This window comes from Streptomyces sp. NPDC012888 (genome assembly GCF_042900645.1).
GTDB lineage: Bacteria > Actinomycetota > Actinomycetes > Streptomycetales > Streptomycetaceae > Streptomyces.
This window is the reverse complement of record NZ_JBIBBM010000009.1, coordinates 36,236-50,367: the sequence shown is the minus strand read 5'-3', so window position 1 is coordinate 50,367 and position 14,132 is coordinate 36,236. Positions and strand designations below refer to the sequence as shown.

Genomic DNA, 14,132 nt, shown 5'->3' with positions numbered 1-14,132 from the left:
CGCTTCGGCCGTCTCAGTGTCCCTGTCCCGTCTGTGGCCGGACATAAGCCGCCCGAGGGCGGAGGGCCATCGGCTGTATTGGCGGCCTCCGGAGCCGCGTGGGGCCGGTTACGGCGGTATGGGGTCGCTAGTGAGCGCCAGACGGTCCTGGAATGAGGCAAGGGGACCGGTCGAGCCCAAAAGGCCCGCGATATGCCCTATTTGAGACACTTTGCCGCCCCTCCCGTCGACCCGAGGGGTGTCTGACTGCAATCCACGACGCGCCAGACGGTCTTTCCTTGCGGACATCGGCCCCGGACGGCCTTTCGGCCGCCGGGACGGCCGGAGCGCGTAGCGATCGCTGGCGGTCTATGTCCGGCCACCGACCACACGGGGACACTTTGCCGAGTGGAGGGTGTAGCGGTGTGGGGTGCCCTCGGGCAGCCCGTCTGATGCACCTTCCGGGTGGGTGAAGGTGGGGCTTCCCGCCCGGAGGGCGGGTTCGGCCGCCGCCCCCGGCCCCGGACCGCAAACGGGCGCACCCGAAGGACAGGGTGACCCCTTGCCCTTGTTTTGGGTTGTCCGTTCGTCTGTCGTTTTTCCGGGGACGGCCGCCCTGTCAAGGGTGGCCGAAGGCCATCGCGCAGCGACGCGACGAAGGAGCGCCCTTGACAGGGCGGACGGCCCCGGAAGGACGATGGGACGGACGGGCAACCACCCCGACGGATTCAACGCCACCGGTCCGGTGAGCCCACCCACCCCCACCCCCGCCCCGCATTCGCGGTCCGGCCGCGTGGGCCCACCCGTCCCCACCCCCGCCCGGCGTCCAACGCCACCGCCCGAGTGAGCCCACCCACCCCCACCCCGCCCGGGATCCAGGTCCCGGGCGATCACGTCCGTCAGACCCGGTCCGCCGCGATCAGGACGTACTGGAACGAGCCGTCCTCGTAGGACTTGATGAAGGCCTCCTCGATGCCCGTCACGAGGGACGAGGTCGCGCGGAGCTTCCAGTACGGGAGGGTGTCCGGGGTCAGGTCGATGACCGTCTGCGGGACGAGGCGGTTGTCGGCCATGGCGCGCAGGTACTCGCGGCGGGAGTGGATGTTGCACTCGAAGTGCGCGTTGATCTGGGAGACCCACTTCGAGGGCTGGCCGTACTTCGGGTTCCAGCAGCCCGTGATGGTCACGTATCGGCCACCCACGGCGAGTACGCGGGAGTGCTCGGCGAAGAGGTCGTGCAGGTCGACGTACATGCTCGACTCGTTGTTCCACGAGGCGGCCGCCTGGCCGGTCTCGAAGGGCGTGGAGAGCATGTTGCAGACCCGGGCGCGGACGTGGTCCGCGATGCCCAGTTCGGCGGCCCGGTTGTTGGCGAAGTCGGCCTGCTTGGAGGAGAGGGTGACTCCCTCCACCTTGCAGCCGAAGCGCTGGTGGGCCATGACCATGGAGCCGCCGCGCCCGCAGCCGGCGTCGACGAGGGTGTCCTCGCGGCCGATGGCGCCCAGGTTGTCGAGGAGCACGTCGGTCTGCGCCGACTCCAGGCGGTGCAGTTCGGCGATCAGCTTCTTCTCGTATTCGCTGTCCGCGGGGTCGCCGAGGGCGGCGTGGTCGACGTCGCCGATGCCGTAGTGGTGGTGGTAAAGGCCGTCGACGTCGCCGAGACGCAGGTTGACCGGCCGGGCCTCGGCGTTCCAGTAACGGGCGATGTCACCCTGGTACGGGGTCGCGGGGCCCGGGATGAACAGGGAGCCGGCGGTGGTGATGTCGGTGCTGGTCACAGATAAGTCCGTCCTTACCAGAAATCGGGCAGGCTGTATCGATAGGTGTTGGTCTGGTGCCAGTAGTGGTTGCCGTCCACCCACACGGCCACTCCGCGCAGGAAGCGCAGGACGACCGGGGCGGGGAAGGCGGCGGCCATTTCGGCGGAGGCGGCCTCGAACTCGTGCATGAGTTCGTTGTGGACCTCGATCGCCTTGAGGTAGGCGTCGCGCTCGGAGAGGCGCTCGCGTTCTGCGATGACCACCGGCAGGTTCAGGTGCTTGCCGGGGCTCTTGAGCTCCTTGGTGTACGAGTACAGGTCGTTGACGATGGTGGTGGCGTTGCCGGCGAGGGCGATGGCCCGCTGCATGCCGGGGTGGGCGTGCAGGTCCGCCGGGAGTTCGTAGCCGCCGACGGTGTCGGTGATGGTGGGGCAGGGGCGGAAGTTGTTGAACTGCCGCATCGACAGGTACTCCCAGACGTGCGGGACGTAGTCCGTCTCGGCCCAGGCGGCTTCGGCGAGGTACCCCATGTGCAGGCGGGCCATGTCGTGCCGGTACCGGTCGGCCTGGGAGGGCGTGGCCAGCCGGACGAAGTACTCCATGGCGGAGCGGTAGGAGCGCCGGGGGGCGTCGGCCTTGAGCGACTCCGCCCACTGGGGGGCGTACTCCTTGGTGGTGTGGACCGCGTCGAGGGCGGTGTGCGCCATGAGGAGCCTGCCGCCGAGGCCGACGGGTGAGCCGCCGTGGTCCTCGCAGTACTGGTCGTCGAGGACGTTCTCGGCGACCATCAGGCGGGTCGCGGCCATCAGGTGCTCGATGGTGGAGGCGTCGGGGTGGCAGGCGACCATGTAGCGGCCGACGGAGAACCCGTCGAACTGGTCCTCCCACTCCGGGGGGTACGCCTCGGCCTCGTCCACGGCCCACCGCTTGATGCGGCGGCTGACCTCCTCCACGCGGACGGGGTCGGGTTCCGGGACCGGGTGGTGGTACAGGCCGGGGATGGGGCTGCCGGGGGCCGGCGGTCCGGAGGACGGTGCCGGTGCGGGGGGTCGCTCGCGCGGGGCGAAGTGCAGGCTGGTGGTGCCCAGGCCGTGGGGGCCGCGGCGGAGGCGTTCCACGAAGGACTCGGGCTCCGGGGCGGCGGTGACGGCGGCCACCTGCCGTAGGGGCTCGGCGACCGCGTCCCCGCCGGGGCCTTCGGGATGCGCGGGCGCGCCGGGTACGGCCGGCGCGGGCGCGGGCGCGGCCGCCGTCACCGGAACGGGCTCGGCGGGTACGGCGGGTACGGCGGGAGCTGTGGGCGCGGTGGGCGATACGTCCGGGGCGGGCGCGGCGGGGGCCGCCGCTGCGGGGGCCTCGTCGGGTGCGGGCGGTGCGGGCGGTGGCGCCGGGGCGGCCCGGCGTGCGCCGGCACCGTGGCCCACGCCGAGTCCGAGGGCCGCGAGGCGGGTCGGGACGGAGGGCCGGCCCGATGGCAGGGGGGAGGGCCCGGGATCGGGCATCCGTGGCTCCTTCAGGGGTGGGTGGCGTGTCCCGGGTCCGGGGCGTGCCGCGGTGCGCCCGGCGGAGGCTGGTGCGCCGGGGTACGGCAGGCACGCAGGCACGGCAGACGCGGCAGGCGCGACAGGCACGGCAGGCCGCGCACGCCGGGCCTGCCCCGACCGGGTCGGCCGCAGCCTGCTGGATCGGCCGCCGCAGGCCGGGTCGGCCGCCGCGGGCCGTGGTGGCGGGCGGGCCGGGCCGGGGCGCGGTGCGGTGCGGTGCGGTGCGGGCCGCGCGGCCGGGGGCCGGCGCGCGGCCCGGGTGGGCGGGGCTAGTCGCGCCGGCGGGCGATCTGCACGTTCTCCAGTACGCCGAGGGCGTCGGGGACGAGGACGGCGGCCGAGTAGTAGGCGGTGACCAGGTAGGACATGATCGCCTGCTCGCTGATGCCCATGAAGCGGACGGACAGGCCGGGCTCGTACTCCTCGGGCAGCCCGGTCTGGTGCAGGCCGATGACGCCCTGGTTGTCCTCGCCGGTGCGCATGGCGAGGATCGAGGTGGTGTTCTCCTTGCTGATCGGGATCTTGTTGCAGGGCAGGATCGGTACGCCCCGCCATGCCGGTACGGACTGCCCGCCCACGTCCACGTGGTCGGGGTAGAGGCCGCGGGAGTTGAGCTCGCGGCCGAACGCGGCGATGGCCTTGGGGTGCGCGAAGAAGAACTTGGTGCCGCGGCGGCGGCACAGCAGCTCGTCCATGTCGTCCGGGGTGACCGGGCCGGAGTGGGTCTGGATGCGCTGCTTGAAGTCGGCGTTGTGCAGCAGGCCGAACTCGCGGTTGTTGACGAGCTCGTGCTCCTGGCGTTCGCGGAGCGCCTGGATGGTGAGCCGGAGCTGTTCCTCGGTCTGGTTGTGGGGGCCGTTGTAGAGGTCGGCGACCCTGGTGTGGACCCGCAGGACGGTCTGGGCGATGGAGAGCTCGTACTCGCGCGGGTTGGGCTCGTAGTCGACGAAGGTGCCGGGGAGCTCGGGTTCTCCGGTGTGGCCGGACGACATGGCGATCTCGGCTTCGCCATGACGGTTCTGCCGCTGGAGCGGCAGGGAGCTGAAGGCCTCCAGGTGGGCCGCCAGGTGCGGGGCGTTGTCCACGACGGCGGCGAAGTCGGCGCGGGAGAGGGTGAGCAGGGTGCCGGGGGTCTCGGCGGTGGCGGTGTAGTCCCAGGTGGCGTCGGCGTCCAGGAGGGCGTTCTCGCCGAACCGGTCGCCGTCGGCGAGGACGGCCACTTCCACGTCGTCGCCGTACTTGCCGAGGGTGGTCTGGCCGATCCGGCCGTGGGCGATCAGGTGGATCCTGTCGGCGGGGGTGCCGCGTTCGACGAGGACCTCGCCGGCGCGGAACTCGCGGGTGACGCAGCGGCCGGCGAGGGCGGTGAGCACCTCTTCGTCCTCGAAGCCGCGCAGCAGGGCGAGTTCGCAGAGTTCGCGGGGGATGACCCGGACCTCGGCCCCGTTCTGGACGAACTCGATGCGTCCGTCGCCGACGGTGTAGGTCAGCCGGCGGTTCACCCGGTAGGTGCCGCCCTTGGTCTCCACCCAGGGGAGCATCCGCAGCAGCCAGCGGGAGGTGATCTCCTGCATCTGCGGGGCGGACTTGGTCGTGGTGGCAAGGTTGCGGGCGGCGGCCGTGGCGAGGCTGGCCTGTTGCCGGGGGGCCGCCGGCTGGGTCTCCTGGCCGGTGTCAACGGTCATCGGGGCGAGGTCTCCTTCGCAAGGGCGGTGCGGGGCATGGCAGCCCGTCACCGTTGAAAGAGGAATGAAGAGGGCGAATGGCCGGGCATTGCACCAACGGGGCAATCCGTCCAGATCCGAAGGAACAGTAACGCTCGGTGAGGCCGCCGGGCCGCCGGATGGGCCTGGCATTACCTCGAAGCAGTGATCTTGTCCGGCGTGGCGTTTGTGCGGGCGACCGGCGGCATTCAAGCCGCCTGGAACACGTGTCCGAGTGCGTGTGCGCGGCGGGGACGGCGCCCCCCTTCCCTCCTGCGGGGCGGGACCCTAATCTGACGTGCCGTCAGAGAATCGGGTCCGCCGGGAGGCCGCATGCTGCTACAGGGCAAGACCGTCATCGTCTCCGGCGTCGGCGCCGGGCTCGGGCACCAGGTGGCCGCGGCCGTCGTACGGGAGGGCGGCGACGCCGTGCTCGGGGCGCGGACGGAGGCGAATCTGGCCAAGTCGGCCGCCGAGATCGACCCGGACGGCCGGCACACCGCCTACCGGACCACCGACATCTCCGACGAGGCGCAGTGCGAGGCCCTCGCCGCCCTCGCGCTGGAACGCTTCGGCCGGATCGACGCCGTCGTGCACGTCGCCGCCTGGGACTCCTACTTCGGCGGACTCCAGGACGCCGACTTCGGCACCTGGCAGCAGATCATCGACGTCAACCTGCTCGGGACCCTGCGGATGACCCGGGCCTGCCTGCCGGCGCTGAAGGCGCACGGCGGCTCCGTCGTCGTCATCGGCACCCAGTCCGCCGTGGCCGCGCCCTCGCAGGTGCAGCAGGCCGCCTACGCCGCCTCCAAGGGCGCCCTCACCTCCGCCATGTACTCGATGGCCCGCGAACTGGGCCCGCACCGCGTCCGCGTCAACACGGTCCTGCCCGGCTGGATGTGGGGGCCGCCGGTCCAGGCGTACGTGACCTTCACCGCGCACGCCGAGCAGGTGTCCGAGGAGGAGGTGCTGGGGCGGCTCACCGAGCGGATGGCCCTGCCCGAGCTGGCCACCGACGGGGACGTCGCCGACGCCGCCGTGTTCTTCGCCTCCGACCGGGCGCGGGCGATTACCGGCCAATCGCTGCTGGTCAACGCCGGGGAGCTGATGCGGTGACCGCCGATCGTATGCTCGGCGCATGACCAATACCGGGAATCCGCCGGGCAACGCAGACGCTCCGACCGACAACGCCATGCGCCGCGCGCTCCGGCGGGCCCGCGACGGCGTCGCGCTCGACGTGACCGAGGCCGCCGTCCTGCTCCGGGCGCGCGGCGCGGACCTCGACGACCTGACGGCCTCGGCGGGACGGGTCCGCGACGCCGGGCTCGCCGCGGCCGGACGGCCGGGGGTCATCACCTACTCGAAGAGCGTCTTCATCCCCCTGACGCGCCTGTGCCGGGACAAGTGCCACTACTGCACGTTCGCGACCGTGCCCGGCAGGCTGCGCCGCGCCGGGCACGGGATGTACATGTCCCCCGACGAGGTGCTCGACATCGCCCGCCGCGGCGCGGAACTGGGCTGCAAGGAAGCCCTGATCACCCTCGGGGACAAGCCGGAGGACCGGTGGCCCGAGGCCCGCGAGTGGCTCGACGCGCACGGCTACGACGACACCCTCGCCTACGTGCGTGCCATGGCGATCCGGATCCTGGAGGAGACCGGCCTGCTCCCGCACCTCAACCCGGGGGTGATGTCCTGGGCCGACTTCCAGCGGCTCAAGCCGGTCGCCCCCTCGATGGGGATGATGCTGGAGACCACCGCCACCCGGCTGTGGTCCGAGCCGGGCGGCCCGCACCACGGCTCCCCGGACAAGGAGCCCGCCGTGCGGCTGCGGGTGCTGGAGGACGCCGGCCGGTCCTCCGTGCCGTTCACGTCGGGGCTGCTGATCGGCATCGGCGAGACGTACGAGGAGCGCGCCGAGTCGCTGTTCGCGCTGCGCCGGGTCTCCCGGGCGTACCACGGCATCCAGGAGCTGATCATCCAGAACTTCCGCGCCAAGCCGGACACGGCGATGCGCGGCATGCCGGACGCCGAGCTGGACGACCTGGTCGCCACCGTGGCGGTGGCCCGGCACGTCATGGGGCCGTCGGCGTGCCTCCAGGCCCCGCCGAACCTGGTGGACGGCGAGTACGCGCGGCTGATCGCCGCCGGGATCGACGACTGGGGCGGGGTGTCCCCGCTGACCCCCGACCACGTCAACCCGGAACTGCCCTGGCCGCAGATCGACCTGCTGGCGGAACGGTCCGCGGCGGCCGGGTTCGAGCTGCGGGAACGGCTCTGCGTGTACCCGGAGTTCGTGCGGCGGGGCGAGCCCTGGCTGGACCCGCGGCTGCTGCCGCACGTGGGCGCGCTGGCGGATCCGGAGACCGGGCTGGCCGTCGCGGACGCGGAGGTGACCGGACGGCCCTGGCAGGAGCCCGACGAGGCGTTCTCCTCGTCCGGCCGGACCGACCTGCACACCGCCATCGACACCGAGGGCCGCTCCGCGGACCGGCGGGAGGACTTCGACCACGTCTACGGGGACTGGGAGGCGCTGCGCGAGGCGGCCGCCCCGGGGATGGCCCCGGAGCGCATCGAGGACGACGTACGGCAGGCCCTGGCGGTGGCGGCCGACGATCCGACGCGGCTCACCGACGGGCAGGCGCTGGCGCTGCTGCACGCGGACGGGCCGGCGCTGGACGCCCTGTGCCGGATCGCCGACGAGCTGCGGCGGGACGTGGTCGGTGACGAGGTCACGTACGTGGTGACGCGGAACATCAACTTCACCAACGTCTGCTACACGGGCTGCCGGTTCTGCGCGTTCGCGCAGCGGCGGACGGACGCCGACGCGTACACGCTGTCGCTGGCCCAGATAGCGGACCGGGCGCAGCAGGCGTGGGACGTGGGCGCGGTCGAGGTGTGCATGCAGGGCGGCATCCACCCGGACCTGCCGGGCACGGCGTACTTCGACATCGCGCGGGCGGTGAAGGAGCGGGTGCCGGGCATGCACGTGCACGCGTTCTCGCCGATGGAGGTGGTGAACGGGGCGACCCGGACGGGCATGTCGGTGCGGGACTGGCTGACGGCCGCGAAGGAGGCCGGGCTGGACTCGATCCCGGGGACGGCGGCGGAGATCCTCGACGACGAGGTCCGGTGGGTGCTGACGAAGGGGAAGCTGCCCGCGGCCGACTGGATCGACGTCGTCACCACCGCGCACGAGCTGGGCATCCGCTCCTCGTCCACGATGATGTACGGGCACGTGGACCAGCCGCGGCACTGGCTCGGGCACTTCCGGACCCTCGCCCGGATCCAGGAGCGGACCGGCGGGTTCACCGAGTTCGTGACGCTGCCGTTCATCCACACCAACGCGCCGGTGTACCTGGCGGGCATCGCCCGGCCCGGTCCGACGGTCCGGGACAACCGGGCGGTCACGGCGATGGCCCGGCTGCTGCTGCACCCGCACATCACGAACATCCAGACCAGCTGGGTGAAGCTGGGTGCGGAGGGGGCGGCGGAGATGCTGCGGTCGGGCGCCAACGACCTGGGCGGGACGCTGATGGAGGAGACCATCTCCCGGATGGCCGGGTCCTCCTACGGCTCGTACAAGTCGGTGCGGGACCTGGTGGCGGTCGCGGGGGCGGCCGGGCGGCCGGCGAAGCCGCGGACCACGCTGTACGGGGAGGTGCCCGAGGAGCGGCGGCGGGCGGCCGCCGCGTCGGACGGGCACCTGCCGGAGCTGCTGCCGGTGCTGGACTGACGGCGGCGGGCCGGGCCGGCGCCGTCCCCGGCGGCCACCTCGCCGCCGGGGCGGATCCCGATCCGCTCGTCGCCTGCCCTGCCCTGCCCTGTCCTGTCTCCGCCCGGGCGGCCGGAACTGTTCGCTTTCCGGCCTTTCTGTGCTCACTTACGGGCCGCCCGACCCACCGCTTCCGGTTTCGGCTGGACGTGTCCATTACAGTGCGCGCCAGAACCAGGGGTGGGGGGACTGCATTGGACGCGTTGACGGAGACCGGACCGGGGACCGCGACGACCGCGAGCACCGCGGCGGCCGCGGCCGCGGAGCCGGGGGCGACCCGCGCGGAACCGGCGGCCGAAACGGGGGTCGAAGCGGCGGCCGGACCGGCGGCCGACACACGCGCGGCCGGCCTCTGGGGCCGGGCCGAACAGCAGGACTTCCGCAGCCGGGTGCGCGGCACCCTGCTGGGCGCGGCGATCGGCGACGCCCTCGGCGCGCCCGTGGCCGGGCTGTCCCTGGACGGCATCCGCGAGACCCACGGCCTGGAGGGCCTGACCGAGCCCGGCAGCGCCTTCGGCCGCCGCGGGGCGGTGACCGCCTCCACCCAGCTCACCCTGTTCACCGTCGACGGGCTGATCCGCGCCCACGTCCGCCGGGACACCGGCGCCTGGCACCCGCCCACCGACATCCACCGCGCCTACCTGCGTTGGGCCGCCACCCAGCACGACTGGGGTCCCGACGAACGCCGCCGCGACAACGGCTGGCTGGCCCACGAGGAGTGGCTGTACGCGCGCCGCGGCCCCGACCGGGCCTGCCTGACCGGTTTCGGCGACGACATCCTCGGGACCCTGGCCAAGCCGAAGAACCCGACCGCCCGCGACGCCGCCGCCACCGTCCGCTCGTCCCCCTTCGGCCTGCTCGTCGGCTGGGAACCCGCGCTCGTCCTCCAACTGGCCGTGGAGTGCGCGGCGCAGAGCCACGGCCACCCCATCGCCTACCTCTCCGCCGGCGCCTTCGCGGTGATCGTGCACGGCCTGACCCGCGGCGACTCGCTGGACCCGGCCGTGCAGCGGGCCCTGGGCCTGCTCGGCTCCCGCCCCGGCCACCAGCCGGTCACCGACGCCCTCCAGCGGGCCCTCGCGGCCGTCACCAGCGGCCCGCCCTCCCCCGCGACCGTCGAGTCCCTCTCCCCCGGCGACGGCCGGGACGCCGAGGACGCCCTCGCCGTCGCCGTCTACTGCGCCCTGGTCGCCGAGGACGTACGCCACGGCCTGCGCCTCGCCGTCAACCACGGCGGGGACTCCACGGCCACCGGCGCCCTGTGCGGGGCCCTGCTCGGCGCGCTGCACGGCGAGACCGCGCTGCCCGCGCCCTGGCTCGCCGACCTTGAGGGACGGGCCACCATCCTCGAACTCGCCGACGACTTCGCCCTGGAGATGACGCAGGGGCCGGCCCTGCACGGCCCGGCGGTCTCCTCACCCGGCTGGCTGGCCCGCTACCCCCGGGGCTGACGGACACGTCCGCCCCGCGTCCTCTCAACATTCACGGGCGCACCCCGTACGGTGGGGCGGCCAACCCGGAACCGCCGGAACCGACGGAGGTGCCAGCACCCATGCGGATCGCCACCACCATCTTCCTCACCGACCGGACCGTCACCCCGGTACGCCTCGCCCGCGTCCTGGAGGAGCGCGGGTTCAGCGGCCTCTACCTGCCGGAGCACACCCACATCCCGGTCAGCCGGGAGTCCCCCGCCCCCATGGGCGGGGACCTGCCCGAGGAGTACGGCCGCACCCTGGACCCGTTCGTGGCGCTCGGCCAGGCCGCCGCGGTCACCGACCGGCTGCACCTGGGCACCGGCATCACCCTGGCCGCCCAGCACGACCCCATCGTCCTCGCCAAGCAGGCCGCCACCCTCGACCACCTCTCCGGCGGGCGTCTCACCCTCGGCATCGGCTACGGCTGGAACCGGGAGGAGGCCGCCGACCACGGCGTCGAGTGGGGCACCCGCAGGGAACTCGTCCGGGACCGGATGGCGCTGATGCGGGCCCTGTGGGCACCCGAACCGACCGGCTACGTGGGCGAGTTCGGGGCCGTACGGGCCAGCCACGCGCACCCCAAGCCGGCCCGGCCGCCCCGCGAACAGGCCGGCGGCGCCCCCCTGCACGGGCCGCGCACCCTGATCGGCGGCGCGGCCGGGCCGAAGCTGTTCACCCACATCACGGAGTACGCCGACGGCTGGCTGCCGATCGGCGGCCGGGGCCTGACCGAGTCCCTCCCGGTCCTGCGGACCGCCTGGGAACGCGCCGGGCGCGACCCGAAGGCCCTCCAGGTGGTGCCGTACGCCGTCCACCCGAGCCCGGGCAAGCTCGCCCACTACGCGGACCTCGGCATCGAGGAGGTCGTCGTCCAGCTCCCCTCCGCCGCCGAGCCGGAGGTCCTGCGCACCCTGGACGAGTACGCCCGGTACCTGTGACGCCTACCCGTTCGGCCAGAACCGCGCCAGGGCGCCTTCCTTGTACGGGGCCGGGCTGACGCTGAGCTCCCCGGCGAAGGGGCGGTCCAGGACCAGCACCAGCAGGAGGCTGAAGCCGATGAGCCCGGCCACCGCCGAGACGAACAGCAACTGCAGCTTCAGGCTGCGCAGGCCGAACAGCAGGGTCAGCGGAAGGATCACCAGCGCCCCGCCGTACACGAGCAGCTGGAGCAGGACCGGCAGGGACGTCTCGGCCATCGTGATGCGGGCGCGGCGCTGCTCCGTGACGTCGCTCAGGCGGGTCACGGCCTCGTCGTAGAAGGCGCGCTGGCGGCCGGTGGCGGGCTCGTACGCCTGGAGCGCCGTGTAGATCCGGTGCATCTGCTCGGAGGTGGCCCCGTAACTGGGGCGGCCCTCGCGCATCAGCGGCCACTGCACGTCGACGACGCCGTGCGTGTAGTCGCCCACGGCCCGTTCGATCCGGGCGCGGTCCTCCGCCGGGAACGCCTCGGCGCTGCGCACGACGACCGCGAGGTCGGTCGCCTCGGCGGCGACGACGGTCTGCGTGTTCTCCAGCTGAGTCCACAGCGTGACGACCACGAAGGCGAGGATGATGCCGTAGATGGCGCCGAACATGCCGAGCGCGACGCCGACCATCTCGTTGTGGTCGCCGCGGGAGAGGTGCGGATAGCGGCGGCGGACGGCGACGCTGCCCGCCAGGGCGAGGGCGACGATGCCGCCGACGACGAGCGTGCCGAGGACGCCGGTGTTCAGGTGATTGAGCAACCAGAGGGCCATGCGCTGCCCAACGAGCGGGCGGGGATCAGGTACCCGCGCCGCCCGCGGGTACGGCGCCGGGTCAGCCGACGCTCGGGGTCTTGGGGAGGCCGGTGTCCAGGGCGTCGCCTGCGCCGGAGAGGGAGGAGTCGGTGGCCTTCGCGGAGCTGCCGACGGCGGTGGTGGCGACGCCGACCGCGGTCTTGGCGTCGGTGACGGCCTGGTGGGGGTCGTCGGCGATCCCGACGACGCGGTCGACGACCGGGGTGACTCCGGACGGGGCGTCGTCGGCGTGGGCGGCGGGTACCAGGACGGCGGCGGCGCCGCCGGAGAGGACGAGGGCGGCGAGGGTGCGCTTCATGACGTTCATGCGCTGTCCAACGACCGCCTTCCGGCGCGGCAACGCCCGGGGCGCGGAAAGGCCGCCGGCCCCGGACCGAGGGGGTCGGTCCGGGGCCGGCGGTGTACGCGTGGACACAGCGGGTTGGGGTGGGTCGGTCCTGGTGGGTCCCGGAGGTCAGTCCCGGACGACCAGGGCGGGGGTGGTCCTGGTGAGGACCTCGCCGCGGAAGAAGGCCGGGCTGCGGCGGGCGGTGACCAGCATGATGGCCACGCCGAGGAGCAGCAGGCCGACGCCGATGACGAAGACGCTGCCGACGCCGAACACCGCGGAGCCGGATCCGTAGGAGGGGTCGTAGGTGTCGTAGAGGGTCTTGAAGAAGACCGCGGCCAGGAGGACGCCGCCGAGGAGCGGGAAGACGCCCTTGAAGAAGAGGTCGCGGGCGGAGCGGCCGAGTTCCTTGCGGAAGTACCAGGCGCAGGCGAAGGCCGTCAGCGAGTAGTAGAAGCAGATCATCAGGCCGAGCGCGAAGATCGTGTCCGTGAGGACGTTCTCGCTGACCAGGGTCATGACCGTGTAGAAAGCGCCGGTCGCGACGCCCGCCATGACGGTGGCGCGGCCGGGGGTCTTGAACTTCGGGTGGACCTTGGCGTACGCGGGCGGCAGCGCCTCGTAGGTGGACATGGCCAGGACCGTGCGGGCCACCGGGATGAAGGTGGTCTGCAGGGAGGCGGCGGCGGAGGCCAGGACCGCGATGAAGAGCAGGACGCCGAGCGCGGGGCCCATGACGGGACCGGCCAGGGCGGCGAAGACGTTGCCGGAGGTCTCCTCGTTGGCGAGGCCGAGGCCTTCGGTGCCGGAGCCGACGGCCATCTGGGCGGCGATGCCGGTGGCCATGTAGGACCCGACCAGGACGACCATCGCGACGAGGGCGGCGCGGCCGGGGGTCTTCTCGGAGCCGGTGGTCTCCTCGTTGGTGGCCAGGCAGGCGTCCCAGCCCCAGTACATGAAGATCGAGAGGGAGAGGCCGGCGGTGAAGGCGGCCATGGACTCGACGGCGAAGGGGTTCATCCAGGACCAGGAGAAGTCCAGGCCGGTGTCGAAGGTGCCGGCGGAGGCCTTCTGCAGGGCCATGGCCACGAAGACGGCCAGGACGACCAGCTGGAGTCCGACGAGCGCGTACTGGACGCCCTTGGTGGCCGTCATGCCGCGGTAGCTGATGGCGGTGGCGACGGCGATCAGGGTCAGGCAGGTGGCGATGTGGACGAACTTGTTCTCGTCCAGGGCGGCGACCGACGGGTTGCCGGTGACCTCTCCGGCCAGCAGCCAGAAGTAGGAGGTGGCGACGCCGGCCAGGTTGGACAGCACGATGATCGTGGCGATCACCAGGCCCCAGCCACACATCCAGCCGACGCGCGGGCCGAAGGCCTTGACGGTCCAGGTGAAGGAGGTGCCGCAGTCCGGTACGGCCTTGTTGAGCTCGCGGTAGGCGAAGGCCACCAGGAGCATCGGGAGGAAGCCTGCGAGGAAGATCGCCGGCATCTGTACGCCGACCTCGCCGGCCGTGGAGCCCAGGGTCGAGGTCAGGCAGTAGACGGGGGCGACCGTGGAGATGCCGATCACGGCGCTGCCGAGCAGGCCGACGGAACCCTTCCCGAGTCCCTTGCCGCGGAGGTCGCCCTCGGCGGCTCCGCTTACCGTGTCTCCGGCCTGGGGCCGCGTGTCCAGCTGTGTCATGGGTAAGGACGGTAGAGCCTGCGGTTTCCTTATCCGGAACGTTTAACTCCGGAACTTCACAGCCCTGAAACCCTTCGATTGGCGAGATCCAGGCCATTCACCGGCAT

At 72.7% G+C, this 14,132-nt stretch carries 10 protein-coding genes; 4 read left to right on the top strand and 6 right to left on the bottom strand.

Going from position 1 to position 14,132, the window contains the following annotated elements:
* Positions 1 to 878 precede the first annotated feature (878 nt).
* From ACFY61_RS17545 to ACFY61_RS17535, 3 genes are all read right to left on the bottom strand, one after another.
* Complete coding sequence (locus tag ACFY61_RS17545; protein WP_389472835.1) at positions 879 to 1,757, bottom strand: geranyl diphosphate 2-C-methyltransferase; 879 nt, start codon at positions 1,755 to 1,757, stop codon at positions 879 to 881.
* 14 nt (positions 1,758 to 1,771) lie between these two features.
* The gene (locus tag ACFY61_RS17540) at positions 1,772 to 3,241 is read right to left on the bottom strand and encodes a family 2 encapsulin nanocompartment cargo protein terpene cyclase (protein WP_389472833.1); all 1,470 of its coding nucleotides are present in this window, start codon (positions 3,239 to 3,241) and stop codon (positions 1,772 to 1,774) included.
* A gap of 311 nt (positions 3,242 to 3,552) precedes the next feature.
* A complete protein-coding gene (locus tag ACFY61_RS17535; RefSeq protein ID WP_389472831.1) occupies positions 3,553 to 4,968 on the bottom strand; it encodes a family 2B encapsulin nanocompartment shell protein in 1,416 nt (471 codons plus the stop codon).
* 351 nt (positions 4,969 to 5,319) lie between these two features.
* On the opposite strand from ACFY61_RS17535, the gene ACFY61_RS17530 reads away from it, so the two are divergent.
* The 4 genes from ACFY61_RS17530 to ACFY61_RS17515 all read left to right on the top strand — a co-directional run bounded on the left by ACFY61_RS17530 (position 5,320) and on the right by ACFY61_RS17515 (position 11,171).
* Positions 5,320 to 6,102: an SDR family oxidoreductase gene (locus tag ACFY61_RS17530; protein WP_389472829.1), complete on the top strand. Its 783-nt coding sequence runs from the start codon at positions 5,320 to 5,322 to the stop codon at positions 6,100 to 6,102.
* Positions 6,103 to 6,124: 22 nt separating this feature from the next.
* A complete protein-coding gene (locus ACFY61_RS17525) occupies positions 6,125 to 8,719 on the top strand; it encodes a bifunctional FO biosynthesis protein CofGH (RefSeq protein WP_389472827.1) in 2,595 nt (864 codons plus the stop codon).
* A gap of 428 nt (positions 8,720 to 9,147) precedes the next feature.
* Positions 9,148 to 10,209 carry an ADP-ribosylglycohydrolase family protein gene (locus ACFY61_RS17520; protein ID WP_389473234.1) on the top strand — a complete coding sequence of 354 codons (1,062 nt, stop codon included), beginning with the start codon at positions 9,148 to 9,150 and terminating at the stop codon, positions 10,207 to 10,209.
* A 101-nt stretch (positions 10,210 to 10,310) separates the two neighbouring features.
* Entirely contained in the window at positions 10,311 to 11,171 is an 861-nt protein-coding gene (locus tag ACFY61_RS17515) for a TIGR03619 family F420-dependent LLM class oxidoreductase (protein ID WP_389472825.1), read from the top strand.
* Between the two features lie 3 nt (positions 11,172 to 11,174).
* Here ACFY61_RS17515 and ACFY61_RS17510 read toward each other — a convergent pair whose 3' ends face one another.
* The 3 genes from ACFY61_RS17510 to ACFY61_RS17500 all read right to left on the bottom strand — a co-directional run bounded on the left by ACFY61_RS17510 (position 11,175) and on the right by ACFY61_RS17500 (position 14,025).
* Positions 11,175 to 11,969, bottom strand: a complete 795-nt coding sequence (locus ACFY61_RS17510) for a DUF4239 domain-containing protein (RefSeq protein WP_389472823.1) — start codon at positions 11,967 to 11,969, stop codon at positions 11,175 to 11,177.
* A gap of 61 nt (positions 11,970 to 12,030) precedes the next feature.
* The gene (locus tag ACFY61_RS17505) at positions 12,031 to 12,318 is read right to left on the bottom strand and encodes a hypothetical protein (protein WP_389472822.1); all 288 of its coding nucleotides are present in this window, start codon (positions 12,316 to 12,318) and stop codon (positions 12,031 to 12,033) included.
* A gap of 147 nt (positions 12,319 to 12,465) precedes the next feature.
* On the bottom strand, positions 12,466 to 14,025 hold the full coding sequence (locus tag ACFY61_RS17500; protein ID WP_389472821.1) for an APC family permease: 1,560 nt from the start codon (positions 14,023 to 14,025) through the stop codon (positions 12,466 to 12,468).
* Positions 14,026 to 14,132: the final 107 nt, after the last annotated feature.

Bases quoted from the DNA above. Each gene is read 5' to 3' on its own strand.
- ACFY61_RS17540 (WP_389472833.1), bottom strand. From the start codon at position 3,241: ATGCCCGATCCCGGGCCCTCCCCCCTGCCATCGGGCCGGCCCTCCGTC.
- ACFY61_RS17535 (WP_389472831.1), bottom strand. From the start codon at position 4,968: ATGACCGTTGACACCGGCCAGGAGACCCAGCCGGCGGCCCCCCGGCAA.
- ACFY61_RS17530 (WP_389472829.1), top strand. From the start codon at position 5,320: ATGCTGCTACAGGGCAAGACCGTCATCGTCTCCGGCGTCGGCGCCGGG.
- ACFY61_RS17525 (WP_389472827.1), top strand. From the start codon at position 6,125: ATGACCAATACCGGGAATCCGCCGGGCAACGCAGACGCTCCGACCGAC.
- ACFY61_RS17515 (WP_389472825.1), top strand. From the start codon at position 10,311: ATGCGGATCGCCACCACCATCTTCCTCACCGACCGGACCGTCACCCCG.
- ACFY61_RS17510 (WP_389472823.1), bottom strand. From the start codon at position 11,969: ATGGCCCTCTGGTTGCTCAATCACCTGAACACCGGCGTCCTCGGCACG.
- ACFY61_RS17505 (WP_389472822.1), bottom strand. From the start codon at position 12,318: ATGAACGTCATGAAGCGCACCCTCGCCGCCCTCGTCCTCTCCGGCGGC.
- ACFY61_RS17500 (WP_389472821.1), bottom strand. From the start codon at position 14,025: ATGACACAGCTGGACACGCGGCCCCAGGCCGGAGACACGGTAAGCGGA.